The organism is Bacillus sp. FSL R5-0523, from assembly GCF_037975295.1.
In the GTDB taxonomy this organism is placed as follows: domain Bacteria; phylum Bacillota; class Bacilli; order Bacillales; family Bacillaceae; genus Bacillus; species Bacillus subtilis.
Genome location: NZ_CP150251.1, coordinates 482266 through 506542 on the forward strand (window position 1 = coordinate 482266; position 24277 = coordinate 506542).

Annotated in this window: 27 protein-coding genes and 1 riboswitch; of the genes, 17 read left to right on the plus strand and 10 right to left on the minus strand. The window is 45.5% G+C overall.

Annotated elements, in window-relative coordinates; all coding sequences use genetic code 11:
- The first annotated feature begins 3 nt into the window (after positions 1-3).
- From NYE53_RS02455 to NYE53_RS02470, 4 genes are all read left to right on the plus strand, one after another.
- On the plus strand, positions 4-2115 hold the full coding sequence (locus NYE53_RS02455) for a cellulose biosynthesis cyclic di-GMP-binding regulatory protein BcsB (RefSeq protein ID WP_339247058.1): 2112 nt from the start codon (positions 4-6) through the stop codon (positions 2113-2115).
- Positions 2116-2250: 135 nt separating this feature from the next.
- Positions 2251-2394, plus strand: a riboswitch (cyclic di-AMP (ydaO/yuaA leader).
- 192 nt (positions 2395-2586) lie between these two features.
- Positions 2587-4410 (plus strand): potassium transporter KimA, encoded by a 1824-nt coding sequence (gene kimA, locus NYE53_RS02460; protein WP_021481720.1) that lies wholly within the window; start codon positions 2587-2589, stop codon positions 4408-4410.
- A gap of 58 nt (positions 4411-4468) precedes the next feature.
- A complete protein-coding gene (gene mutT / locus NYE53_RS02465; RefSeq protein ID WP_029726552.1) occupies positions 4469-4918 on the plus strand; it encodes an 8-oxo-dGTP diphosphatase MutT in 450 nt (149 codons plus the stop codon).
- Positions 4919-4984: 66 nt separating this feature from the next.
- Positions 4985-6709 carry a pyruvate oxidase gene (locus tag NYE53_RS02470; protein ID WP_339247059.1) on the plus strand — a complete coding sequence of 575 codons (1725 nt, stop codon included), beginning with the start codon at positions 4985-4987 and terminating at the stop codon, positions 6707-6709.
- A 56-nt stretch (positions 6710-6765) separates the two neighbouring features.
- Here the strand turns inward: NYE53_RS02470 and NYE53_RS02475 are convergent, their stop codons facing one another.
- The 5 genes from NYE53_RS02475 to NYE53_RS02495 all read right to left on the minus strand — a co-directional run bounded on the left by NYE53_RS02475 (position 6766) and on the right by NYE53_RS02495 (position 9596).
- Positions 6766-6903: a hypothetical protein gene (locus NYE53_RS02475; RefSeq protein ID WP_050496044.1), complete on the minus strand. Its 138-nt coding sequence runs from the start codon at positions 6901-6903 to the stop codon at positions 6766-6768.
- Between the two features lie 28 nt (positions 6904-6931).
- Positions 6932-7198 carry a hypothetical protein gene (locus NYE53_RS02480; RefSeq protein WP_009966591.1) on the minus strand — a complete coding sequence of 89 codons (267 nt, stop codon included), beginning with the start codon at positions 7196-7198 and terminating at the stop codon, positions 6932-6934.
- Between the two features lie 103 nt (positions 7199-7301).
- Positions 7302-8579, minus strand: coding sequence for an Nramp family divalent metal transporter (locus NYE53_RS02485; protein WP_046340208.1), 1278 nt, complete (start codon positions 8577-8579; stop codon positions 7302-7304).
- Positions 8580-8808: 229 nt separating this feature from the next.
- Positions 8809-9066 carry a GlsB/YeaQ/YmgE family stress response membrane protein gene (locus tag NYE53_RS02490; protein WP_003246519.1) on the minus strand — a complete coding sequence of 86 codons (258 nt, stop codon included), beginning with the start codon at positions 9064-9066 and terminating at the stop codon, positions 8809-8811.
- 77 nt (positions 9067-9143) lie between these two features.
- Positions 9144-9596: a DUF2188 domain-containing protein gene (locus NYE53_RS02495; RefSeq protein WP_339247063.1), complete on the minus strand. Its 453-nt coding sequence runs from the start codon at positions 9594-9596 to the stop codon at positions 9144-9146.
- Positions 9597-9713: 117 nt separating this feature from the next.
- Here NYE53_RS02495 and NYE53_RS02500 point away from each other — a divergent pair, with 117 nt between their 5' ends.
- The 4 genes from NYE53_RS02500 (at position 9714) to NYE53_RS02515 (ending at position 11858) form a co-directional block, all read left to right on the plus strand.
- A complete protein-coding gene (locus NYE53_RS02500; protein ID WP_339247065.1) occupies positions 9714-10532 on the plus strand; it encodes an EcsC family protein in 819 nt (272 codons plus the stop codon).
- A gap of 128 nt (positions 10533-10660) precedes the next feature.
- Positions 10661-11032 (plus strand): glucose starvation-inducible protein GsiB, encoded by a 372-nt coding sequence (gene gsiB / locus NYE53_RS02505; RefSeq protein WP_003234357.1) that lies wholly within the window; start codon positions 10661-10663, stop codon positions 11030-11032.
- A gap of 131 nt (positions 11033-11163) precedes the next feature.
- Positions 11164-11496: a cupin domain-containing protein gene (locus tag NYE53_RS02510; RefSeq protein WP_339247067.1), complete on the plus strand. Its 333-nt coding sequence runs from the start codon at positions 11164-11166 to the stop codon at positions 11494-11496.
- A gap of 2 nt (positions 11497-11498) precedes the next feature.
- Positions 11499-11858, plus strand: a complete 360-nt coding sequence (locus tag NYE53_RS02515; protein WP_339247070.1) for a YdbC family protein — start codon at positions 11499-11501, stop codon at positions 11856-11858.
- Between the two features lie 36 nt (positions 11859-11894).
- Here the strand turns inward: NYE53_RS02515 and NYE53_RS02520 are convergent, their stop codons facing one another.
- Positions 11895-12716: a manganese catalase family protein gene (locus NYE53_RS02520; protein ID WP_015382816.1), complete on the minus strand. Its 822-nt coding sequence runs from the start codon at positions 12714-12716 to the stop codon at positions 11895-11897.
- An 84-nt stretch (positions 12717-12800) separates the two neighbouring features.
- The gene (dctB, locus tag NYE53_RS02525) at positions 12801-13853 is read right to left on the minus strand and encodes a C4-dicarboxylate TRAP transporter substrate-binding protein DctB (RefSeq protein ID WP_339247074.1); all 1053 of its coding nucleotides are present in this window, start codon (positions 13851-13853) and stop codon (positions 12801-12803) included.
- Between the two features lie 69 nt (positions 13854-13922).
- Here dctB and dctS point away from each other — a divergent pair, with 69 nt between their 5' ends.
- The 8 genes from dctS (at position 13923) to NYE53_RS02565 (ending at position 22455) form a co-directional block, all read left to right on the plus strand.
- A complete protein-coding gene (gene dctS / locus NYE53_RS02530) occupies positions 13923-15530 on the plus strand; it encodes a two-component system sensor histidine kinase DctS (RefSeq protein WP_033883548.1) in 1608 nt (535 codons plus the stop codon).
- On the plus strand, positions 15520-16200 hold the full coding sequence (gene dctR, locus NYE53_RS02535; RefSeq protein ID WP_003234347.1) for a two-component system response regulator DctR: 681 nt from the start codon (positions 15520-15522) through the stop codon (positions 16198-16200). Before dctS ends, dctR begins: the two co-directional genes overlap by 11 nt.
- A gap of 120 nt (positions 16201-16320) precedes the next feature.
- On the plus strand, positions 16321-17586 hold the full coding sequence (dctP, locus tag NYE53_RS02540) for a C4-dicarboxylate transporter DctP (protein WP_014475862.1): 1266 nt from the start codon (positions 16321-16323) through the stop codon (positions 17584-17586).
- Between the two features lie 148 nt (positions 17587-17734).
- Positions 17735-18787, plus strand: a complete 1053-nt coding sequence (locus NYE53_RS02545; RefSeq protein ID WP_015252777.1) for an AI-2E family transporter — start codon at positions 17735-17737, stop codon at positions 18785-18787.
- Between the two features lie 276 nt (positions 18788-19063).
- Positions 19064-19990, plus strand: coding sequence for an ABC transporter ATP-binding protein (locus tag NYE53_RS02550; protein ID WP_100506710.1), 927 nt, complete (start codon positions 19064-19066; stop codon positions 19988-19990).
- A complete protein-coding gene (locus NYE53_RS02555; RefSeq protein WP_015715273.1) occupies positions 19983-20750 on the plus strand; it encodes an ABC transporter permease in 768 nt (255 codons plus the stop codon). Before NYE53_RS02550 ends, NYE53_RS02555 begins: the two co-directional genes overlap by 8 nt.
- Before the next feature lie 94 nt (positions 20751-20844).
- Positions 20845-21180 carry a hypothetical protein gene (locus NYE53_RS02560; RefSeq protein ID WP_003225151.1) on the plus strand — a complete coding sequence of 112 codons (336 nt, stop codon included), beginning with the start codon at positions 20845-20847 and terminating at the stop codon, positions 21178-21180.
- Between the two features lie 129 nt (positions 21181-21309).
- Entirely contained in the window at positions 21310-22455 is a 1146-nt protein-coding gene (locus NYE53_RS02565; RefSeq protein ID WP_339247079.1) for an acyl-CoA dehydrogenase family protein, read from the plus strand.
- A gap of 24 nt (positions 22456-22479) precedes the next feature.
- On the opposite strand, the gene fbpB is transcribed toward NYE53_RS02565, so the two are convergent.
- Together fbpB and NYE53_RS02575 are read right to left on the minus strand one after the other, a co-directional pair.
- Positions 22480-22659, minus strand: coding sequence for a Fur-regulated basic protein FbpB (gene fbpB / locus NYE53_RS02570; RefSeq protein ID WP_072592579.1), 180 nt, complete (start codon positions 22657-22659; stop codon positions 22480-22482).
- Positions 22613-22777, minus strand: coding sequence for a Fur-regulated basic protein FbpA (locus NYE53_RS02575; protein WP_014478893.1), 165 nt, complete (start codon positions 22775-22777; stop codon positions 22613-22615). The genes fbpB and NYE53_RS02575 overlap by 47 nt, the downstream gene beginning before the upstream one ends.
- A 246-nt stretch (positions 22778-23023) precedes the next feature.
- On the opposite strand from NYE53_RS02575, the gene NYE53_RS02580 reads away from it, so the two are divergent.
- A complete protein-coding gene (locus NYE53_RS02580; RefSeq protein ID WP_339247081.1) occupies positions 23024-23896 on the plus strand; it encodes a cation diffusion facilitator family transporter in 873 nt (290 codons plus the stop codon).
- A gap of 14 nt (positions 23897-23910) precedes the next feature.
- Here the strand turns inward: NYE53_RS02580 and NYE53_RS02585 are convergent, their stop codons facing one another.
- On the minus strand, positions 23911-24231 hold the full coding sequence (locus tag NYE53_RS02585) for a thioredoxin family protein (RefSeq protein WP_339247084.1): 321 nt from the start codon (positions 24229-24231) through the stop codon (positions 23911-23913).
- Positions 24232-24277 lie beyond the last annotated feature (46 nt).

A 24277-nucleotide genomic window follows, 5' to 3' on the forward strand; every position in this document is an offset into this window, starting at 1 on the left:
TTTTTGAAACAAATAATGATTTTTCTCACAAGCTTCATGCTGCTGGCGATGACTGGACAAACAGCTCTTGCCAAAGACGTACAGGTCAGCGGTTCGCTCCTCGGGAAAAGCAGCCAAGAACAAGCCAAACAGCAGGTGCTGACAAGCGAGCTGATTACACTGTATGGATCAAAAGACAGCGCAGAGCTGACGTATCAGATCCCGGCAGGCGCTTCTTCAGGCAATCAGCAATTGGTAATCGAATACGAGGCATCAAATCTTTTAATTTCTCCATCATCGTTAACGGCTGTCATTGATGATGAACCGGTCAAGACGTTAAAGCTTGATGGTGATTCCAAACGGAAAACAGTGAAGCTGAATCTGAATAAAAGCCAGTCTGCGCAAGGCTATCACAACGTATCGTTGAAATTCTACGGCGTAATGAAAGAGGGCGTGTGCGTCAGACAGGATACATCAGGCAACTGGATCAAAATTTATCCGGACAGCCGGCTGACACTTGCTGACAGCAGTGAAGCGAAGGGAACGTCGCTGGACCATTATCCGTATCCTTTCGCCCAATCTGGAAATACAGCGGAAGAAACAGCTATCGTCATTCCGGATAACCCAAGTTCAGCAGAAATAGAAGCTGCTGTTAAAACAGAAGGCTATTTGAAAACGGTGGACAGCAGTGTCAGTATTGCGTATGTCACGGAATCTGAACTGAAAAAAATCGATAAGCCGACGATTGTTATCGGCGTGGACAAGCATTGGAACGGCAAAGTGAAAAAACTGTTGAAACAAGCCGGGCTACAGGCAAAAGGAGAAAACCTTCTGCTTGCGGAGCGGGTGCTGAAAGCAGAGGGCAAACAGCAGCCGGTTCTGTTTGCGCAAGCGGCGTCCGAGGACGCGCTCACTAAAAAAATCAGCGTGATGACAGATCAGACATATACAGGCCAGCTCAGCGGCGATACACTTTCAATCAGCAAGCTTCAGCAGACTGAAAAAAAAGAAAGCGATAAGCTGACCCTTGAGAATTTTGGAGCGGGTGATATCACAATTGGAGCTGACAAAACATCTTCAGCACATTATTTTTATCCGGCTTCGGCTGTTTTAGATGAAAACCAATCGGCGAAGCTGTCGCTTAAACTAAAAAAGTCCGAAACGATTCAAGCCTCAACGGCTGAAAACGAGTCAGCCTCTCAGGCTGCAGAACTGAAAGTGATGATCAACGGCCAGCCGCACTCGGTCCGGCTTGATGAATTAGGAAAAGAAGATAAAAACGGATTCTATCATGTCACAGTGAAAGTGGACCCTAAGCTGCTGCAAAAAAACCGCTACATTGATATTCAGTTTGTCACGACCGGTTTAAAGGAAAACAACCCTTGTAATACGACTGATGAAGAAAAGTGGGTTTTTATCGATAAAAACAGTACATTATCATACGCCATCAAAGGCATGTCTCCGTCAGCGGATTTTCAAGAGTGGCCGCTGCCTTACGCCGGAAACCAGGATCAAACAACGTTAATCGTGCTTCCTGACACCGTAAGCCAATCGAAGCTAGAGGAGCTTTCTCTCGTAACGGAATCCTTTGGCAGCGAAGCACAGCATTCATATACGGTAAAGAAATCATCTGACGTTACAGCAAAGGATGCGAAAGGACGAAACCTCATTTTCATAGGGGGGATCAATCAATTTTCTCTTCTGAAGGAGAAATCATCAGATCTGCTTGTGCCGCAGGAAAAGAACGGCTCGTTTGATGTATCTGGTTTCGAGATGCTGAATGAGACAACAAAACAAGTGGTATTTACCCAAGCATCGATTTGGGATTCACGCTATACAATGGCAGTCTTTGCACCGTCAAAAGGAGATGGCACGGCTGTCACAAAAGAGATCATCAGTTATCTGAACAGCAACGATGAGTCGGCAACCGTCCTTAATGAAACAAACAGCCAGCAGGTGTTTACAAACCACCAGCAGCTCAAATCGGAAACAAACAGTTCCGATGCAGAACAACCAACACAGGATCATAGCCAGAAATGGATGTATATTGGTGTGCTGGCACTCATTATGGTGATTGCGGCAGTATTCATTTGGATTGCCGTAAGACGCAGAAAAAGAAAGGCAGATACAGAATAAAACAGAGGCGATTTTAGCCTCTGTTTTTTTATTTTTGGTAAGTAAATTCCATTTGTGGAACCTGTCATTTTATTTTTTTCTCTCAGCCAATAAGCCTCTTTACAACGTGCGGGAACGGGAGTATGATCTCTTTTAGAAAACAAATCGCTTAATCTGAAATCAGAGCGGGGGACCCAATAGAACGGCTTTTTGCCGTTGGGGTGAATCCTTTTTAGGTAGGGCTAACTCTCATATGCCCGAATCCGTCAGCTAACCTCGTAAGCGTTCGTGAGAGGAGATGAATGAAACCTGTGTTCGATGTTATGGCACAGGGGCATCCGTTTGCCTCTGTGTTTTTTGTTGTTCATTTTTGAATGCAAATCGCATACAGAGACATCATAGCAGAAAGGACTATCATCAACATGTGAGAGCAAGACACTGATGTTTTATTGTTTTAATTGAAAAATGAGAAATTAAAAGGGGAAGACATCGATGTATCATTCAATCAAACGTTTTTTGATTGGGAAACCACTAAAATCCCAAGCAGCTGGAGAGCAAAAACTGACGAAATTAAAAGCCTTGGCTATGCTTTCCTCAGATGCGCTGTCATCTGTCGCATATGGGACAGAACAAATTCTAATCATTTTGGCAACAATCAGTGCTGCCGCATTTTGGTACTCCATTCCGATTGCGGTTGGCGTTCTCATCTTGCTGCTCGCACTGATTCTTTCATACAGGCAAATTATTTACGCTTATCCGCAGGGCGGCGGGGCGTATATCGTTTCTAAAGAAAATCTCGGTGAAAAACCGGGATTGATTGCGGGCGGTTCATTGCTTGTTGATTATATTTTAACAGTAGCGGTAAGTATTTCCGCAGGCACGGACGCCATCACGTCAGCCTTTCCTGCATTGCATGATTATCATGTGCCGATCGCTATTTTTCTCGTGTTAGTGATTATGATTTTGAACCTGCGCGGTCTTTCGGAATCGGCATCCATTCTTGCCTACCCGGTTTATCTGTTTGTGGTGGCGCTTTTGGTTCTCATTGCGGTCGGGTTGTTTAAACTCATGACAGGACAAATAGACCAGCCAGCCCATCATACACCGCTCGGCACACCTGTAGCGGGCATTACGCTGTTTTTGCTGCTTAAGGCTTTTTCCTCCGGCTGCTCAGCGTTGACCGGGGTTGAGGCCATTTCTAACGCGATTCCTGCATTCAAAAACCCGCCTGCGCGAAACGCGGCAAGAACGCTTGCGATGATGGGGATTTTGCTGGCGATTCTGTTTTCCGGCATCACGGTGCTTGCGTACGGGTATGGTACGGCGCCTAAGCCTGATGAAACGGTGGTTTCACAAATTGCGTCCGAAACCTTCGGGCGGAATGTGTTCTACTATGTCATCCAAGGTGTCACATCGCTTATTTTGGTTCTTGCGGCAAATACGGGATTTTCAGCCTTCCCGCAACTTGCCTTCAACCTGGCGAGAGACCAGTATATGCCGCGAATGTTTACAGTCAGGGGCGACCGCTTAGGCTTCTCAAATGGGATTATCTTTTTAGGCTTTGCCTCCATTGTTCTCATTATCTTATTCGGAGGACAGACGGAGCACTTAATCCCGTTATATGCTGTGGGCGTATTTATTCCATTTACGCTTTCACAAACCGGCATGTGCATGAAATGGATCAAGCAAAAACCAAAAGGCTGGATCGGAAAAATGCTGATCAACTCCTGTGGCGCTCTGATATCATTTATGGTTCTATCCATTCTGTTTGTGACGAAGTTTAATGTCGTATGGCCTGTGTTAATCTTTATGCCTATCGTCGTTTTGCTGTTTTTTGCGATTAAAAATCACTATACAGCGGTTGGTGAACAGCTTCGCATCGTAGACAAAGAGCCGGAAGAAATCAAAGGCACCGTTGTGATTGTGCCTGTGGCCGGTGTCACCACCGTCGTGCAAAAATCGATTCACTATGCGAAATCACTGTCCGATCAAGTGATCGCCGTTCACGTGTCATTTGACAGAGAACAGGAAAAGAAATTCGAAAAACGCTGGGAAGAGCTTAATAACGGCGTGCGTCTCGTTACGCTTCACTCCTCGTACAGAAGCCTTGTCCATCCGTTTGATAAGTTTTTGGAAACAGTTGAGGCAAAAGCGAAGAAGGAGCAGTTTTCCGTTATGGTGCTGTTTCCGCAATTTATAACGAAAAAACGCTGGCACACCATCCTTCACAACCAATCGGCCTTCCTCCTCAGAGTCCGGCTGTTCTGGAAAAAGGACATAATGGTTGCCACACTGCCGTATCATTTTAAAAAGTAAAGCTCTAGGACCAAGGGAATCACCTTGGTCCTTTTTTGCGAGAAAAGGAGGTATGGCGGTGTATACACAAGGTGCTTTTGTGATCGTATTGAACGAAAGTCAGCAAATTCTGCTGGTGAAACGAAAAGATGTCCCTCTATGGGATTTGCCGGGCGGCAGGGTTGATCCCGGGGAATCGGCTGAGGAAGCGGCAGTGCGGGAGGTATTGGAAGAAACGGGATACAATGCAGCGCTTTCTGCGAAAATAGGTGTTTACCAAAGGCCAAAGTTTCAAGATGAACAGCATCTGTTTTTCGGAAGCATTACAGGCGGACAAGCAATGGCTGACGGCACAGAGACAGCGGGATTAAAGTGGGTTTCCCCGGGGCGTTTGCCGCTTTTTATGGTGCCGAACCGAAAAAGGCAGATCAATGATTTCAAGAACGGCGCTCAAGATGTAAATGTCACCGTCAAGGATAGAGGGTTGCTCGCGGCGATCGACCTGTTGAAAAGAAGACTGGGCAAGTGATTCAGGTCTCCGGGTTTTAAAGCCTTTCTCCTGTGGTATTGAAAAAAGGAAAAAGGAGGATACGTTATGGCACACAAAACTGCAGGACAAGTAATGACAGAGCTGCTTGAGCAATGGGGAGTTGATCATGTATACGGCATCCCCGGAGACAGTATAAATGAGTTTATTGAAGAATTAAGACACGAAAGAAATCAACTGAAGTTCATTCAAACCCGCCACGAAGAGGTAGCGGCACTGGCAGCCGCAGCTGAAGCAAAACTCACCGACAAGATCGGAGTCTGTCTGTCAATCGCAGGGCCGGGAGCGGTGCACTTATTAAATGGTTTATATGATGCAAAAGCGGACGGCGCCCCTGTGCTGGCGATTGCAGGACAGGTTTCTTCTGGCGAAGTCGGACGGGACTATTTCCAGGAAATTAAGCTGGAGCAAATGTTTGAGGACGTGGCTGTGTTCAACAGAGAGGTACATAGCGCAGAATCACTTCCGGATCTCTTAAATCAGGCGATCAGGACCGCCTACAGCAAAAAAGGCGTTGCGGTATTGAGCGTGTCAGATGATTTGTTTGCGGAGAAAATCAAACGGGAGCCCGTGTATACTTCACCAGTGTATATTGAAGGGAACCTTGAACCGAAAAAAGAACAGCTCGTCACCTGCGCCCAATATATTAATAACGCTAAGAAGCCGATTATCCTGGCAGGACAGGGAATGAAAAAGGCGAAACGGGAGCTCTTAGAATTTGCGGACAAAGCCGCCGCTCCGATCGTTGTTACACTCCCGGCAAAGGGGGTTGTTCCTGATAAGCACCCGTATTTTCTCGGCAACCTCGGGCAGATCGGAACAAAGCCGGCTTACGAGGCAATGGAGGAATGTGATTTATTAATCATGCTCGGAACGTCATTCCCGTACCGTGATTATTTGCCAGATGACACGCCGGCGATACAGCTCGATTCAGACCCGGCAAAAATCGGAAAACGGTATCCGGTGACAGCGGGCCTTGTCTGCGATTCGGCTCTCGGTCTGCGCGAATTGACAGAGTATATTGAACGCAAGGAAGACAGAAGATTCCTGAATGCCTGCACAGAACATATGCAGCATTGGTGGAACGAAATTGAAAAAGATGAGACAGAGGCAACAACACCGCTTAAACCTCAGCAGGTCGTGGCCCGTCTTCAGGAAGCGGCAGCCAATGATGCGGTGCTCTCTGTCGATGTCGGCACTGTGACAGTCTGGATGGCGCGTCATTTCAAAATGAACGCGAACCAGGATTTCATCGTCTCCAGCTGGCTTGCGACAATGGGCTGCGGCCTGCCGGGAGCGATTGCAGCAAGCTTGTCCGAACCGGAACGTCAGGCGATCGCCGTCTGCGGTGACGGGGGATTTTCTATGGTCATGCAGGACCTTCCGACCGCCGTCAAATATAAGCTCCCGATCACAGTCGTCATTTTAAACAACGAAAATCTCGGCATGATTGAATACGAGCAGCAGGTCAAAGGCAATATCGACTATGTCACAAAACTTCAAAATGTCGACTATGCCGCATTTGCAGAAAGCTGCGGAGCAAAGGGCATCAAAGTGACTAAAGCGGAAGAGCTTGCGCCGGCATTCCATGAGGCGCTGCACTCTGACCAACCTGTCGTAGTGGATGTCATGATTGGAAACGAACCGCCGCTGCCTGGCAAAATCACCTACGGGCAGGCGAAAGGCTTTAGCAAGTACATGCTGAAAAACTTCTTCGAAAACCAAAAATTTGAAATGCCGTCACTGAAGAAAAGTTTGAAACGGTTATTCTAAAAAAACAGAGGCCCCAAAAGGCCTCTGTTTTTTGTTGGAAACAAACGTATTTTCAGCTATAACATGTTTGAATTCATAAAATGATCGGTGTATGTATTAGGAACTGATTTCGCCATACTCGAAACAGACAAAAGGACAAATGCATCTTGTTTCAAAGGAAGATGCATTTGTCCTTGCATGCTTATTCTTATCAAATCTTACAGAACTCTTCTCATTATAAGCTTATTTCTCTTTTTTCTTCAGCCCGAAGAAGAAAGGAAAAGCAGAACCGACCAAGAAGGTGCCGAATAAAAACATGCCGCCGATAAACACGTGGAAATTTGTGTGTCCGGCCGTAAACGCCGTGATTAAGGAAATGATACTGAGCACGATCATGGCAATGCCGGGCGCGACTCTCATTTTTCCCTTGGATTTATGGGCAGCAACAGAACATAAAATGCCGATAACAATAGGAACAATCCACAAATAAAACAGAATAAATACTGACATCATCAAAACTCCGATTTTTCTTCTATCATAACAAATTTCTGTCAAAAAGGGTATCAATGAGCTTTTGCGAAAAAATAAAAACCGGCTTTAGAAGCCGGTTTTTTTATCGAAACGTATCTACAATTAAAAACACATTCAAAGCAACGATCAATACAGCAATCAGCCAAGACACCACTGTGACCCATTTGGCGTTGATCAGAGAACCCATGATCCGTTTATTGCTTGTAAACATAATAAGCGGAATGAGGGCAAAGGCGATCCCGAAGGACAGCACGACTTGGCTCAGTACGAGAGCGGTCGTCGGATTAACACCTGACGCGATGATCAAGATCGGCGGAATGATCGTGATAAAACGCCGTACATACAGCGGAATGCGGTAGTTGATAAATCCTTGCATAATCACGTCCCCTGAAAGTGTGCCGACAGACGAACTGGATAGACCGGCAACGAGCAGCCCGATCCCGAATAAAGCCGCAGACATAGGGCTGACTAGATGTCCGAATTGCTGAAATGCGACGTCGAGATCCTCAACAAACAGGCCGTTTTTGAAGAATAATGCGGCAGCCACAATCAGCATACTTGCATTAATAGCCCCTGCAATCAGCATCGCTATTAAAATATCAATAAATTCAAACCTAAAGATTTTTTTCCGTTCTGCATCAGTTTTGCCAATCACCCGCCGTTGTGTAAGGGCAGAGTGTAAATAAATGGCGTGCGGCATAACAGTTGCGCCAAGAATACCCGCTGCAAGAAGCACACTGTCAGTGCCATGAAACGCTGGGACAAAAAGGCCCTTCATCACTGACACGGCATCAGGCTTTGCGAAAAAGGTCTGCAGCGCAAAGGCGATCACGACCACAAACAGCATACCGGCAATACCGGCTTCAAGTGAGCGATAACCGCGGCGCTGAAGCTCCAATATCGCGAAAGAACCGATCGCAGCTATAATAGACGCTTCAAGCATCGGAATGCCGAACAGCAAATACAGTCCCAGAGCCGCTCCGATAAATTCCGCCAGATCAGTTGCGATAATAACCAGCTCGCCCTGAATCCATAATCCGATCGAGACAGGCTTCGGGAATTCTTCACGGGCAACCTCAGGCAGATTTTTGCCTGTCGCAATACCGAGTTTGGCGGATAGGGATTGAATTAAAAGGGCCATGATATTAGAAAATAAGATCACCCATAAGAGCATATATCCGTATTTAGAACCCGCCGAAATATTCGTTGCGAAGTTGCCGGGATCAATATAGGCAATGGCTGCTATAAATGCAGGGCCGAGAAAAGGGAGCAGCCCTCTGAATCCTCTGATTTTCCCGTCAAGCGCATCTTGGACGGCTTTGGAACGGGGAGATTGTGCTGTGATGTCCTTGTTCATCATGTCTCACCTGAATTCTGTTTGTTTTTGCCGTACAACAAAGAGTTTCCTTAAGGCAAATTATTTTATCTACATCATATGACCATCCCGGTTTCTTGTCAACCGAAAATGTTCAAAATACACTCCTGAATTTTTCCCTGTTATGTAACATGATATGTAGGGATTCGGGATAAGGTCCCATATAAAAAGACATCGTTTCAGTTCGAAACGATGCCTTCTGTATCTAATGAGTCTAGGCTTCCTTCCGCAGCCCGCGGAATATAAGGCCCAGCAAGAACACGAAGATGGCTGCCCCGATGATGGCTGGGAAAATAGCAAAGCCGGCGAGGCTCGGCCCCCATGTGCCAAGAAGTCCGTGCCCGATCCAAGCGCCGATCAGCCCGGCAATCATAGAGCCGAAAATTCCTCCCGGCAGCCGGTTTCCTACAATGGCGCTCCCAATTAATCCGATAACAATAGCAACAACTAATGAAACCAAAAAGCTAAGCATCATGATCACCTCTCATAAATGATTTACCAATCAATAACCGCTCCTGATCATTTCGAAACACTTAAAAGCATATTCCTTTATGATCCTGTTTTAATCTTTCTCTGCACACTGCCGTCAGCTAAATGAACAATGACCTCAGTGCCTTTATGCGCCGCGATTTCCTTTGCCCGTTCAATCGCTTCTTTCTTTGTATCCTTGATGTCAGACACACGTTTGGCGCCCTCAGCTTTGACTGCCCAGCCTTTTTTATGCTTAATAACATGTTCTGCTTTGTTCATGAGCTCGGGGCCGCTGCCGCTGCTTGGATCAGCATCGCGTTCTGTCTCATCATCATGCGTCAGGAAATCATCAATTTCATCTGTAGAGGCGTTTTCCGCCCATTCCTTCGCTTTGCTTGTCGCAATTGGAATCGCGCGCCCTTCCTCATAGCCTTCATCAATCATCGCATTCGCAATGTCTATCGCCTTTTTTCTCACCGGCTTCTCAAGATTTTTTAATGAAGCAGGATAATCCTTCATCGACCAAGGCATGTCTATCACTCCTTTTCCTTTTATAAAAATGGTACCCGCAGGTGAAAAATAAAAACGCATCCGAAAAAATGAAGGTATACTATATAGTAGAAAAAACGGAAGGGAAGTGCGGGTTGGGTGCCAACAGAACGAAAAGAAGACTTACACCAGCAATTAAAAGAGATAGAAAAATGGGAAAAAGATCAGCAAAAAGTCTGGTTTTGGGAAAAGCTCAGCCGTCTCCCGTTTCAACTCCTGGACAAGCTGACACCGGAATTCATTCAGAAAAAGATCGGCAAGCTCTTGGATGAGATCGGCAGCTTTGTTCAAACAGGCGGACAGTACCTGACATCTGAAAAACAGATTATCAGGATGTTTCAAAAGAAACTGCCGGAGGAGATCTTTGAATCGCTGGAGGACATCCGGAAAGCGCCTCTTCCTGTCATGGATGAAATTGTGGAAGGAATGGGCAAAAACAGAACCAACGCAGCAACCGTTCAAGGCGCGACAACCGGTGTGGGCGGCGTGTTTACGCTGGCGGCAGACATTCCGGCAGTGCTTGGCTTATCACTAAAAACATTACAGGATATCGCAGTCGCATACGGCTATGACCCAAAGGAGAAAAAAGAACGCGTCTTCATTGTGAAATGTCTGCAGCTGACGTCGGCTGATGTTGTCGGCAAAAGATCGATTTTGCAGGAGCTAAAACACTACGATCAAGACCGTACATATAAGAATGTCGCTTCTCAAATCCAAGGCTGGCGAGAAGTCGTTTTGGGCTATCGAGACACGTTTGGCTGGAAAAAACTTTTCCAGATGGTGCCGGTCGCCGGAATGGTCTTTGGCGCGGCTGCCAATCGCTCAACATTAAACGACATTACCGAGACAGGCATGATGCTGTACAAAAAGAGGCGCATTCTTGAACGACTGAAAGAAACAGAACGAGAGATGGAATAGCAGAAAGCAGACGGACACCGCGATCCGCCTGCTTTTTTTAGTGGAAACACACCCAATGTGTTTTGTTTGTTTAAAAGAATTGATAGCGGGAATACAACAACCAACACCAATTAAAGGAGGAATTCAAAATGGCAGACGATAACAAAATGAGCAGAGAAGAAGCAGGTAGAAAAGGCGGAGAAACAACAAGCAAGAACCATGACAAAGAATTCTATCAAGAGATTGGGAAAAAAGGCGGAGAAGCCACTAGCAAAAACCATGACAAAGAATTCTATCAAGAAATCGGTGAAAAAGGCGGAGAAGCCACTAGCGAAAATCATGACAAAGAGTTCTATCAAGAAATCGGTGAAAAAGGCGGAGAAGCCACTAGTGAAAACCATGACAAAGAATTCTATCAAGAAATCGGCCGAAAAGGCGGAGAGGCAACAAGCAAAAATCATGATAAAGAATTCTACCAAGAAATTGGCTCAAAAGGTGGAAACGCCCGCAACAATGACTAATCAAAAGCATAAAGGCAGACAACCTGTAAATAAAAAAGCGATCCGGCACATCAGCTGGATCGCTTTTTTTTGGAATCTTCTCAATTTATGCCGCTATTGAGATACAATAAGTGAAAAAGGGGTTTTCGCTAATGTCCAAGATGCAAAACTTGCTCGCCATCGCAAACGAAGTCAAAGAAAAACACGCCAATTTTTCAATCTCAGAGGTCAACGACCACTGCGTGCGCCTTGCGGTGTTTACGGGAGAATATGACTGGCACCATCACCCTGACTCAGACGAATTGTTTATTGTTCTTGAAGGTGAGCTGCTGATCGATTTTAAAGACAAAGAAACCGCGGTGCTCAAAGCAAATGACAGCCTGCTGATCCCGAAAGGCACGATTCACCGCACACGCTCTTACGTCAGGACGGTAAATCTCTGTGTGGAGCATAAACAAGCCGAAACCGTCATCATAGAGGAGTAGCCATGCTGATCAAAAGGATTGTATGTGAAGTAGACGCTCCAAACGCTGAAGCATTTGCAAAAGCGCAGTCACAGTGGGGAGCATTATCGCATATAAGCGGCTTTATCAAACAGGCCGGCGGCTGGCGAAAAACGATAGACGAGCCGCTCACCGCAGAAATCATCAGTGTATGGGAAAACAGAGCAGCCTACGATCATTTTATGGAGAACGAACATGACAGCATATACGAGGAAAACGATCAGAAGGCTGTAATTCTTTCGATAGAGGTGACGGTGTACGAAGAGGATAAACCGTTCGTTCACGATCTGTTACATAACCCTGATATCCGGTACGAACCAGACTGGACGGTTCTTAAGGCATAATCAAAGCCCAAAACATCATGTTTTGGGCTTGTCTCTTTACTCGCGTCCCGGAAGTGTATTATGAACAAAAGGCGGTGCTGGTTTTAACTCCGGTTTTTCTCCAAACGTTTTTGCTTCTTTCACATATTCAAAGGCTTCTCCGTCCGGCGCTTTTTCATTCAGCCAGTTTTGCTTGGCGCTTTCTTCGCCTTCAGAGAAATTGATAAGCTGATGTGAGAACTCTTGTTTTTCGAGCGCTTTCGGGAAGGTACCCGGCACAACCGGGCCTTCCTGTGCTTCTAATTCTTTAATGGCGGCAAGCCATTGGTTCTGGTGCATTGTGTCACGCGCCAGCAGGAAGCTGAGCATATCTTTGACGCCTTTGTCATCCGTCATTTCAAACAGGCGTGCGACCTGCAGACGGCCCTGTGATTCTGCATTCAGGTTGGCGCGGAAGTCTGCCAGCAGGTTTCCGCTTGCTACGATATAACCGCCGCTCCAAGGTACGCCTGTACTGCTTTCCGGCATGGCGCCAAGTCCTGATACAATCGCATGGTGAGGGTTCATGCCGCCTAGGATGGAGCCGATGACCGGATCTTCAGCAGCTTTTTCCTGCTGATCAAGAGGGGCATCCTCAAGAAGTCTGGCAATCATCGTTGCGATCATTTCAACATGCCCGAGCTCCTCAGTTGCCGTATCCATCAGCAAGTCCTTGTATTTTTCATTTCCTCTTGTGTTCCAGCCTTGAAATAAGTACTGCATGGCAACTGAAATTTCTCCGAATTGCCCGCCTAAAATTTCTTGCATTTTTTTAGCGAATAATGGATCTGGACGATCTGGTTTAGCAGGATGCTGCAGCATTTTTGTGTGCTTAAACATGTACCCATCTCCTTTTTCGATTATCTTTTTTTATATTTCCGATCGATAGAAAGATAAACGAAAAACAGCGTATCGAGATGGGAACTATGAATCTTTTCGCAGCTCCAACAGTTCCCGGATCAGCTCCCGGCCAAAGATGGGCTCATACTGCCGGTAAACAGGGTCAAGACGCTTCATCCATTCTTGTTTCTCTTTATCTGACAGCTCATAAATATGTATAGCAGAGTTCTTTTTGATTTCTTCCAGCTGCTCCTTGTTCATTTGTTCGGCATACGTTTCATTCCACTCCGTCGTCTCCTTCATCGCTTCAGTCAAAATGCGCCTTGTTTCTGGTGTTTGCGCCTTCCAGAAGTGTTCATCGGTCATGACAGCGTAGCCGAGGTAACCGTGGCTGCTTATTGTCAAATAGTCCTGAACATTATAAAATTTTTTAGAATAGATGTTTGAAATTGTATTTTCTTCGCCATCGACTACATTGTTTTCTAACAGCTGAAAGGTAGAATTGAAGGATTCCTGATGAGGTGTTGCGCCAAGCAGCTTGAACTGATCCTCAATCACATCGCTTTGCATAATGCGCAGATCCTGCCCTTTTAAATCATCCGGTGTTTTGACCGGCCCTTGATTTGTTGTGATTTGCTTAAAGCCGTTCGTCCAATAGGCCAGTCCTTTTAATTGGTTTTTCTTTAGAGAATCAAACAGCTGTGTGCCGATGCTTCCGTTCAGCCCTTTTTTGACGGCGTTGTAATCTGTAAAAGCATACGGCAGATCCAGCACTCCCCATTCAGGCGAGAGCATGCCGAGCTTCGATGTGGAGGGGGCGATAAATTGAACATCGCCTTTTTGCAATGCTTCAATTTCTTCAATGTCCGAGTACAGGCTTCCATTCGGAAATACTTCTATTTTTATTTTCCCGCCTGATTTTTCGTTCACCAGATCAGCGAATTTATTGGCGGCCAGCCCTTTTGGCGTATTTTCAGCAACCACGTGGCTGAATTTAAACACGATTTGATCCTGCAGGCCTTCCTGGTCGTCATCATAAACAATCTTTTTATTGCCTGTATGATCATGGAATCCGATAAATAAAGCGGTTGCAATTCCAGCGATCATCAGTGCGAGACATGCAAGCAAACTCTTCATGAAAAGCCCTCCCCTATGTCAAGGATAATGGGGGCAATGACATTCGTAAAGACCTGAAAGGAGAAGCTGATGAACAAAAAGAAGCTCTCAATCCGTTGGAAAATCACGATCTTATCCTATATACTCGTCATTTTCTCCTTTTTGATCGGCGGCATTGTGCTCATCGGCAACATTCAGCATACAGAGGAGCGGGAGCTGAAAAAGCGGCTGATGAATACGGCCCGGACGGTGTCAGAGATGACAGAAGTGAAAGAAGCCTTGGCGCGAAAAAAACAAACAGAAGCTGTTCGCCATGCGGTTGAAGAAATCAGGATGATTAATGAAGCAGACTATATTGTCGTCATGGATATGAATCACATCCGATATACGCATCCTGTCAGCACAAGCATCGGCAAGAAATCAGAAGGTGCAGACGAGGAGGCAGCGTTTGCGGAGCACATTTATTTCTCTGAAGCAAAGGGCGAGCTCGGCACGGCGGTTCGCGCTTTTTATCCGGTTAAGGATCAAGACCTGAACCAAATAGGTGTGGTGCTTGTCGGAAAAACGCTGCCGGGGATCGCTGACATCCTGCTTCATTTAAAGCGTGATATCGCCTTCATCGTTGTGCTGACACTCGGCTTTGGCCTTGCTGGTTCCTTTTTGCTGGCCCGCCATATCAAAAAACAAATGTTTCAGCTTGAACCCCATGAGATTGTCCGAATGTATGAAGAACGGACAGCGACGTTTCACTCGATGAATGAAGGGGTGATCGCCATTGACAATCGTCTCATCATTACGATCTTCAATGAAAAAGCGAAACAGATCTTTGAAGTGCAGGGGGATCTGATCGGCAAGGTGATTTGGGAGGTTCTTAAGGATTCGCGCCTGCCCGAAATCGTGGAGCGGAACAAAGCGGTTTATAATGAAGAAATTCGTGTCAGCGGAAAAGTCATCATGAGCAGCAGAATTCCGATCGTCATGAAGAAAAAAGTGATCGGCGCCGTTGCGATTTTTCAGGACAGAACGGAAGCGGCCAAGATGGCAGAGGAATTGACTGGTGTCAGAAACTTTGTGGAGGCGCTCCGTGTCCAAAACCATGAGCATATGAATAAGCTGCACACGATCGCCGGTCTCATCCAGCTGGGGAAATCTGAAAAAGCCTTGCAGCTTGCATTCCAGGCGTCAACTGAGCAGGAAAATGTGACTGAATTTCTGCACCGCTCGATTCAAAATGACGCTGCGGCAGGCCTTCTTTTAAGTAAAATCAGAAGGGGGAGAGAGCTCGGCATTGCTGTTCATATAGATGAAAACAGCAGTCTTCAGCAATTTCCCGAGCATGTTGATCAGCATGATATTGTGGTGCTTTTGGGGAATCTGATTGAAAATGCCTTCGGCTCATTTGAAACCGTTCAATCTGAAGACAAACGAATTGACATTAGTATCGAACAAACAGATGATATCCTCGCTATTTTAATAGAAGATAACGGCTGCGGAATTGATCCGGCACATATGCCTCGCCTTTACGACAAAGGTTTTACGGTCAATAAAACTGGCGGCACAGGCTATGGCCTGTATCTAGTGAAACAAATCATAGACAAAGGATCGGGCACGATAGAAGTTGATTCACATGCGGGGCAGGGGACATCTTTTTCTATCGTTTTTCCAATGAAGGGGGAGGAAGCACAGCATGGCTCGTAAAGAATGGAAGGTTCTGCTCATTGAAGACGATCCGATGGTTCAAGAGGTCAATAAGGATTTCATTACAACTGTTAAAGGCGTTACTGTCTGTGCAACGGCAGGAAACGGAGAGGAAGGCATGAAGCTGATTAAAGAAGAACAGCCGGATCTCGTCATTCTCGATGTGTACATGCCGAAAAAAGACGGCATCAAGACCTTGCAGGAGATCAGAAAGCAAAAGCTTGAAGTGGATGTCATTGTCGTCTCCGCTGCAAAAGACAAGGAAACGATCTCACTCATGCTGCAAAACGGGGCGGTTGACTATATCTTAAAGCCGTTTAAGCTTGAGCGAATGAGACAGGCGCTCGAAAAGTACAAGCAATATAAGCAAAAAATCGAAGCGAATGATACGCTGTCCCAGGAACAGCTTGATGCGATCCTGAATATTCCGCAGCAGGCCGTACAGGATCTGCCGAAAGGGTTGAATCACTTCACGATGAATGAAGTCACTGCTTTTTTGAAACAGCAAACCGCATCCCTTTCTGCTGAAGAGGTCGCCAAGGCGCTCGGCATCGCCAGAGTGACAGCCAGACGATATCTTGATTACTTAGAAAAAACCGGGATCATCAAATTGGACGTTCAATATGGCGGAGTCGGCCGGCCGGTCAACCGCTACGTGTTAAAAGGATAAACCTGAGACCAAAAAGACCAAAATGTCCGTTATGATCATAAACTTCCCCAGACTGTATGAAAACGCTATCATTCTAGTAAGAAAGACACAAAAGGCGAATAGGACAGGGGGATGAAGGATATGAAACTGTTTAAAAATTTAACAGTTCAGGTCATAACCGCGGTCATCATCGGGGTCATTGTCGGGCTGGTCTGGCCGGATGTCGGCAAAGAAATGAAACCGCTTGGCGATACATTTATCAACGCTGTTAAAATGGTGATCGCACCAATTATTTTCTTCACAATCGTTCTCGGGATTGCAAAAATGGGCGATATGAAGAAGGTTGGAAAAGTAGGGGGAAAAGCGTTTATCTATTTCGAGGTTGTCACCACCCTCGCACTCATTATCGGTTTATTTGTTGTCAATATTATGAAGCCGGGCGCGGGTCTTGATTACAGCAAGCTTGAAAAGGGAGATGTATCACAATACACGCAAAATGGCGGTCAGGGGATCGACTGGATTGAATTTGTTACACACATTGTTCCATCCAACATGGTTGATGCCTTCGCAAAAGGGGACATTTTGCAGGTCTTATTCTTTTCTATTCTTTTCGGAGTGGGTCTTGCGGCATTAGGTGAAAAAGGGAAAAGCGTCATTGATTTCTTCGACAAGGTTTCTCACGTTTTTTTCAAAATTATCGGCTACATTATGCGTGCCGCGCCAATCGGAGCATTCGGGGCGATGGCGTATACAATCGGACACTTCGGGCTCGATTCCATCAAACCGCTGGCAAGCTTAATGATGTCTGTTTATATTACGATGTTCCTGTTCGTATTTGTTGCTTTAAATATCATCTGCAAGCTTTACGGATTCAGCCTGTGGAATTACCTTCGCTTCATTAAGGATGAGCTTTTGATCGTGCTTGGCACAAGCTCTTCCGAATCGGTGCTTCCGCGTATGATGGATAAAATGGAGCGCTACGGCTGTTCCAAATCAGTTGTCGGGCTTGTTATTCCGACGGGCTATTCGTTTAACCTCGACGGCACATCCATTTATTTATCAATGGCGACTGTCTTTTTGGCACAGGTGTTTGGAGTAGACCTCAGCATCGGCCAGCAAATTACGATTATCCTCGTTCTGATGCTGACATCGAAGGGAGCGGCAGGTGTGACGGGAAGCGGATTTATCGTCCTTGCCTCAACGCTGTCAGCGCTGCAGGTCATTCCGCTGGAGGGTCTTGCACTCCTGCTAGGGGTTGACCGTTTCATGAGTGAAGGAAGAGCCATTGTGAACCTGATCGGAAACGGAATCGCCACGATCATTGTTGCCAAAAGCGAAAATGAATTTGATGAAGCAAAAAGCGTAGAGGCTGTGGAAGGCATGAAAAAAATGAAAACAGCAGTCTGAAAAAAGAACGGCCCATCCATGGGGCCGTTTTTTTAATTGTTTAAGAATTATTAAGGTAAGGACAGAGACCTCAGCATTTTTTTGTTATATAATTTACAAATGGATACTATATTGAATGAAGGACGTTTGTCCTAACAGGAGTGTATAAATGGCCGCTTTAGTTAAATTTTTTCAGCACCCGGGAGTAAGGCGTTTCTCCATCTTTGTCGTGTTAACTGGTGTGTTATATCTATTTAAGAGCATGATCAACTTAATATTGCTTACCTTCATTTTCACATTTCTAATGGATCGTTTGGAGCTTGTCGTGCGGCAGTTTGTAAGCCAGTTCTTCCGCGTGAGCCAGCGGGTTGTCATTACGTTTCTTTACATGTTGCTGGCTGTGCTGCTTACAGTCGGGGGCTTTGTGTTTTATCCGGTCGTCGCGGCGCAGATCCAGCAGCTGGTAAAGCAGATTAAACATATTGCGTATCATCCTGACAGCATCCCTTTCTTTGATGAGATCACCAGTGTCTTCGGTGATATTAACATCAGTTCATATGTCAAAGAGGGCTTCAATGTAGTGTATACGTATCTGGCCGATATCAGCACATTCGGCTTGCAGGTCGTGATGGCGCTCATTCTCAGCATGTTTTTCTTATTTGAGAAAAAACGGCTTTCTGAATTCATGGCGAAATTTAAAACGAGCAAACTGAGGGTCTTTTATGAGGAAATTGCTTTTTTCGGAAGCAAATTTGCAAGAACGTTCGGCAAGGTGCTCGAGGCTCAATTTATCATTGCGCTCGTCAACTGTATTCTGACGTTTATCGCGCTTTGGATTATGCATTTTCCGCAGCTGTTTGGGCTGTCGATTATGGTGTTCTTCCTTGGATTGATCCCTGTAGCAGGCGTCGTCATTTCCCTGATTCCGCTCAGCATTATCGCCTACAGCACTGGCGGTGGAATGTATGTGCTCTACATTGTTCTTGTCATATTTGCCATTCATGCGATCGAAACATATTTCTTAAATCCGAAGCTGATGTCGGCGAAAACAGAGTTGCCAATCTTTTTCACCTTCACAGTACTTATTTTCTCTGAACACTTCTTCGGCATTTGGGGTTTAATTATCGGGATTCCGATCTTTGTGTTTCTCCTTGATATTCTGGATGTCACCAACAAGGAAGATAGGTCTAAAGGACCCCGAGAGAATAGCGATAAAATGTAGTTTAAAATCGAATAATGAGTGTGCCTCGATCTGCCGGCTTGCCTGTTCAAGGCATGGAATTAAGACTCGGAATCGGAGCTTGGCATTGCTTCGCACAGTGGTGAACACAACAGGTGACAATGCCTGTCATCAGTACAGAAACTGAAAAGAACAAACAGTCGGAGCAAACGCTCATCATCGGTTTAACCAAACATTTGGAAGCAACAAATGCTATAATACAAACAGTGCCTAATGTTGGGCACTGTTTATTTTTTGTCGAAAAAGGAGGAAGGCTTTATGGCTGAGCCGATTTTACATATTGAAGGCCTCGATAAAAAGATTGGGTCTAAACAGATTTTAAAACAGATCAACATGGACGTCATGGAGGGTGAAATCATCGGCCTGCTCGGTCCGAATGGTTCCGGAAAAACAACACTCATCCGTATCATCGTCGGGCTGCTGAAACAAAATAGCGGAAGCGTGACAATCAGCGGATTCCAGCATGATACAGAGTTTGAAAAAGCGATGGAAGCGGTTGGAGCGATTGTTGAGAACCCTGAGTTCTATCCGTACCTGACAGGCTGGGAAAACCTCAAGCACTTTGCGAATATGCACAAAAAAATAGCGGATGAACGGCTTGATGAAGTGGTGGAACGTGTCGGGCTGACGTCAGCGATTCATGATAAGGTGAAAACCTATTCCCTTGGGATGCGCCAGCGTCTGGGAATCGCCCAGGCAATTCTTCACCGGCCGAAGCTTCTCATTCTAGATGAACCGACAAACGGCCTCGATCCTGCGGGGATGAAGGATTTTCGCGATCATATTAAGGAACTCGCAGAAATGGAAGGAACAGCTGTCCTGTTCGCCACTCATTTATTGCGCGAGGTTGAAGACTTGTGCGACCGTGTCATCATCATTCAAAAAGGTGAGATCAAAGCGGAAGTCAGCTTACAAGGAACTGATCAAACCACAGAAAAAGCGATTATAGAAGTGCAGCCGCAAGAAAAAGCACTCAATTGGCTTACAGGCAATCAATATCAAGCTGAGAGCCAAGACGGGACGATTGTAGTTGAGGTGGCAAAAGAAAACATACCGGAGCTGAACCGATCACTTGTCGGACAAGATCTGAATGTATTTTCCATTACGCCTTACACGCAGTCACTGGAAGACGAATTTATAAAAGCGACAACAGCTCATCAAGAGGAGGGAGAAGAGCTTGTCTAAATTAATTTGGAATGAACATATGAAACTTTTTAATCGGAAGGTCACTTTGGTTTCCCTTATCCTGATGGCTGTTTTTCAATTCTTCATGGCATTGATCATTAAACGGATTGTCATCAGTGCCGGGACAGATGAAAACTTCATCGGCTATTTATCGTATACACCGAGCCTGAACATTTTGCTGCAGGCTTTAACGATCGTAATTGCAGCAACAATTGTTTCGATGGAATTTGATAAAAAGACGATCAAATTTTTGCTCATTCGTCCGGTTAAACGCCAAAAGGTCTTTTGGTCAAAATTAATCACAGTCGTGATGGTCAGCTTCTATTTGTATCTGGCATACTACATTCTGGCATTATTATTCGGTCTCGTGTTTTTTGGAACATCGGTGACTGCGGAATCAAAGACATTGCTGGTCAACACTTTGGCGCTGATCGGGTCAAACTGGCTTGAAGCTGTAATGATGGGATTATTCGGGCTGCTTTGTTCTTCGCTGTTCCGCAACAGCGCGGTAGCAGTTGTTGTTTCTTTTGTCGTTTTATACGGAGCGAGTACACTTGTTCAGCTCATGAAGTTGTTTGAAAACAAGTGGGGCAGCTTTTTGCTTTTTGCGAACACTGACTTTACGCAATACAGAAGCGGAGAGACAGCGTTGTTTTCAGGCATGACGCCATTGTTTTCAATTGGCATTCTCATCATACATGCCATATTCTTCATCGTTGTTGGCTGGTGGTGCTTCTGTAAACGGGATGTTCGGGTCTAAAGGCAAGGAATGACATTTTTGTGAAAAAGCTCACGTAAATCAATATCAAGTGATATTTTGGTTTATACTAAAGGTACTGACGGAGGTGTCTCGATTGAGGAACTTTATTACCGCTTTACCGATTGTATTGCTGCTTGGATTCTCATTTGTGTCATTCATGTTTCAGTTTGAACATCTTGTTTATTTCAGGCTCGCGCTTGGGTTGTTTTCTCTCGTGGGACTGTACATGATATATAAAATGAAGACGGGCATCCGCTATTTTATCATCTATCTGTATGCCAGCTGGATTGTGTTGGCCGCAGTGACCGCTTTTGAAGAGCCGATTTTCTCAAGCTTTTTCTTTGGCGGCCTGGTGATGACGATGGGTTACCTGACATATATGTTGATTTATCTCGGCATGAAACAAGACCGGGATGCAAATCCTGTGTAATCGCGCTGTTCCCTTGGGGAACGGCGTGTTTTTCTATACTGGACAAAAAGATTAACAGTTGCGGAAAAATGGCAGGAAATCTATAATACATATTAAATTTATCGGAATTAAAACTTGGGGGGCTGCCGGATGTCATTATTTATACAAAACGATCAACAGCGGCAATGGATGGAGAAAATCGGACGGATTGCGGATGAATTTCAGCAAACAGCTGCTGAAGATGACGAACAGGGACGTTTTCCTGCAGAGAAAATACAAAAACTGCGTGATGCTGGGTATACAGCATTAACGTTGCCGGCATCTCATGGCGGAGGGGGCATTTCTGTTTACGATATGCTCCTGTTTCAAGAACGGCTTGCACGGGGAGATGCTCCGACGGCTCTTAGCATCGGCTGGCATTTGAGCGTGATCGGGGAGCTTGGAGAAGGCAACAGCTGGGATGAAGACGTATTTGCATTTGTTGCCAAGGAAGTCCAAAACGGAGCCGTCATTAACAGGGCGGCGACTGAAGCGAAAACCGGAAGCCCGACAAGAGGAGGGCGTCCGGGTACACACGCCGTCAAAAAGGATGGCAAATGGGCAGTGAACGGGAGAAAAACCTTTACGACGATGTCACAAGCTCTGGATTATTTTTTAGTAACCGCATGGATTGAAGACAAACAAACAACAGGCGTGTTTCTCATTCATAAAGATGATCCCGGCTTGTCGATTGAAGAAACGTGGGATATGATGGCGATGCGGGCGACAGGGAGCCATGATCTTGTACTGAACGAAGTCATGCTTGAAGAGAATAAGCTGGTCGAATTGCTTCAAGGGCCTCGTGGAGCTAAGCCGAATGGCTGGCTGCTTCATATTCCGGCGATTTATCTTGGTGTGGCTCAAGCTGCGCGTGACTATGCAGTTCAATTCGCATCTGAGTATTCTCCAAACAGTTTGAATGGACCGATCAAGAATGTCCCGGCCGTACAGCAAAGAACAGGCGAGATGGAGCTTGAACTGCTCAATGCCAGACACTTTCTTTTCCATATCGCTCAATTGTATGACGATCCGGAGCGCCGGCCACACTTGACAAGCGAGCTCGGTGCGGCGAAACATATCGTCACAAACGCTGCGCTGTCTGTTGTTGATAAAGCGATGAGAATTGTCGGGGCCAAAAGCCTGGAACGAACCAACCCGCTTCAGCGCTATTACCGTGATGTGCGCGCTGGTCTTCACAACCCGCCGATGGATGACGCCGTGATACACAAGCTGGCGGCTGAAGCGTTTGAGTCATAAAAAAAAGAGCCTAGCCGGCTCTTTTTATGTATTGTTTTGCTCCTGCAGATTTTTTTGATGCTTGCGGTCAATTCTGTCATAAATAACGTTCATCAGCTTTGGATTGCCCATAATCGCCTCTTTGTTTTCCTGGATCAGCTGTTGGTAAGTTTTCACTTTACGCTTCGGCATGCTCCGGCGCCCTCCTGACATGGTTGTATTCACTTTCTAACTCCGTCAGCGACAATTCATACAGATGACGCTTTGACTTTTTGTATATACCATTCTGTATTAACAGATGAATGAGCTGTTTTTTTCTGATTTCTGCAGACTGAGGTGTCATTGTGTCACCAACCTCCAATCAAGCGATATTGATAATCATTATCAATTAACTTCAGTATACAATGTCCGCAATCGCCTGTAAAGATGAAAACAGTCCTATTCTTGGCCAATTTACAAACATTCAACAAATCGACAAAAAGTTTCCCGGGCAATAATTTGCTGTCGAAATGTCCCGCTTCATTGAACGCGTCCTGCTATTTTTCATGTTTTGAACCATACTATGTAATAGAATGGAGGCTGGTATTCAATGGAGTGGACAGAAAATCTGAAAAAGGGAGAAAAAGGGGCGCTCCTCAATATTTTTGCATATGTCATTCTTTCTGTTGTAAAGCTAGTCATTGGGATTCTATATCATTCTGAAGCACTGAGAGCAGACGGGTTAAATAATGGAACAGATATTGTTGCGTCAGTAGCAGTGCTCATAGGATTGCGGATTTCTCAAAGACCGGCTGACAGCGATCATCCATACGGCCATTATCGGGCTGAAACAATTTCGTCTCTTGTTGCGTCTTTTATTATGATGGCAGTCGGCATTGAAGTGTTAATCGACGGAGGAAAAGCGATTGCGGGCGGCACAACGGAAACGCCAAATCTTATCGCGGCATGGACGGCGTTAGGCAGTGCTGTGTTTATGTATGGCATCTATTTATATAACAAAAGGCTGGCAGCGGCCATTAAAAGCTCTGCCCTGATGGCAGCGGCAAAGGACAGCAGGTCAGACGCTTTTGTAAGTGCCGGCGCGTTTATCGGTGTTTTTTCGTCCCAGCTGAAGCTGCCGTGGATTGATCCGGTAACGGCTTTTATCATCGGCATCATCATTTGCAAAACTGCGTGGGATATCTTTAAAGACGCTTCACATTCCTTAACAGACGGCTTCCATTTAAAAGATCTTGAGCCTTACAAACAGACCGTCGGCAGGATCGAAAATGTGCATCGCCTAAAGGATGTGAAAGCGAGGTATTTAGGCAGTACAGTTCATATCGAGATGGTGATTACGGTTGATCCGAAGCTTACAGTAGAAGAAGGCCATGGAGTGGCGGATGAAGTAGAAGACAAAATAAAACATGAACACGATGTCACTCATGTTCATGTTCATGTAGAGCCTGACGACATAAAATAAGGCTGTTTAACGAATTAGCTTATATGTTCAGATAAAAATTCAGTCACTTCTTCAGGCGTTTTGGCATTGGCGCTGTGAAGGTGAGCTGTTTTTTCACCATTTTTGAAAATAAGCAGGCTGGGAATGCCCATTACTTGGTATTTTTCAGCCAGGTCAGGAAGCTCGTCCTTATTCAGCTCATACCAATCGTTTTGATTGTATTCTTCCAAAATATCGCCGATGAACATATTCATGCGTGTGCAGTCTGGGCACCAATCAGCATAAAACTTTACAATGATTTCTTTAGCGGATTGAATCAGTTCATTAAATTGTTCGTTTGTTGTGATTTTTTTCATATGTCACATCTCCTTTTCAATGCCATTTTAATATAAAATAAAAAGG

Excerpts from the sequence above, each read along its gene's own strand:
- NYE53_RS02550 (WP_100506710.1), top strand. The coding sequence starts at position 19,064 with ATGGCTGAGCCGATTTTACATATTGAAGGCCTCGATAAAAAGATTGGG.
- NYE53_RS02545 (WP_015252777.1), top strand. The coding sequence starts at position 17,735 with ATGGCCGCTTTAGTTAAATTTTTTCAGCACCCGGGAGTAAGGCGTTTC.
- dctR (WP_003234347.1), top strand. The coding sequence starts at position 15,520 with ATGGCTCGTAAAGAATGGAAGGTTCTGCTCATTGAAGACGATCCGATG.
- NYE53_RS02520 (WP_015382816.1), bottom strand. The coding sequence starts at position 12,716 with ATGTTTAAGCACACAAAAATGCTGCAGCATCCTGCTAAACCAGATCGT.
- NYE53_RS02580 (WP_339247081.1), top strand. The coding sequence starts at position 23,024 with ATGGAGTGGACAGAAAATCTGAAAAAGGGAGAAAAAGGGGCGCTCCTC.
- NYE53_RS02495 (WP_339247063.1), bottom strand. The coding sequence starts at position 9,596 with ATGCCTTGGTCGATGAAGGATTATCCTGCTTCATTAAAAAATCTTGAG.
- dctP (WP_014475862.1), top strand. The coding sequence starts at position 16,321 with ATGAAACTGTTTAAAAATTTAACAGTTCAGGTCATAACCGCGGTCATC.
- NYE53_RS02575 (WP_014478893.1), bottom strand. The coding sequence starts at position 22,777 with ATGACACCTCAGTCTGCAGAAATCAGAAAAAAACAGCTCATTCATCTG.
- NYE53_RS02510 (WP_339247067.1), top strand. The coding sequence starts at position 11,164 with ATGTCCAAGATGCAAAACTTGCTCGCCATCGCAAACGAAGTCAAAGAA.
- NYE53_RS02515 (WP_339247070.1), top strand. The coding sequence starts at position 11,499 with ATGCTGATCAAAAGGATTGTATGTGAAGTAGACGCTCCAAACGCTGAA.
- kimA (WP_021481720.1), top strand. The coding sequence starts at position 2,587 with ATGTATCATTCAATCAAACGTTTTTTGATTGGGAAACCACTAAAATCC.
- NYE53_RS02485 (WP_046340208.1), bottom strand. The coding sequence starts at position 8,579 with ATGATGAACAAGGACATCACAGCACAATCTCCCCGTTCCAAAGCCGTC.
- dctB (WP_339247074.1), bottom strand. The coding sequence starts at position 13,853 with ATGAAGAGTTTGCTTGCATGTCTCGCACTGATGATCGCTGGAATTGCA.
- NYE53_RS02585 (WP_339247084.1), bottom strand. The coding sequence starts at position 24,231 with ATGAAAAAAATCACAACAAACGAACAATTTAATGAACTGATTCAATCC.
- NYE53_RS02480 (WP_009966591.1), bottom strand. The coding sequence starts at position 7,198 with ATGTCAGTATTTATTCTGTTTTATTTGTGGATTGTTCCTATTGTTATC.
- NYE53_RS02490 (WP_003246519.1), bottom strand. The coding sequence starts at position 9,066 with ATGCTTAGCTTTTTGGTTTCATTAGTTGTTGCTATTGTTATCGGATTA.
- NYE53_RS02565 (WP_339247079.1), top strand. The coding sequence starts at position 21,310 with ATGTCATTATTTATACAAAACGATCAACAGCGGCAATGGATGGAGAAA.
- NYE53_RS02470 (WP_339247059.1), top strand. The coding sequence starts at position 4,985 with ATGGCACACAAAACTGCAGGACAAGTAATGACAGAGCTGCTTGAGCAA.
- dctS (WP_033883548.1), top strand. The coding sequence starts at position 13,923 with ATGAACAAAAAGAAGCTCTCAATCCGTTGGAAAATCACGATCTTATCC.
- gsiB (WP_003234357.1), top strand. The coding sequence starts at position 10,661 with ATGGCAGACGATAACAAAATGAGCAGAGAAGAAGCAGGTAGAAAAGGC.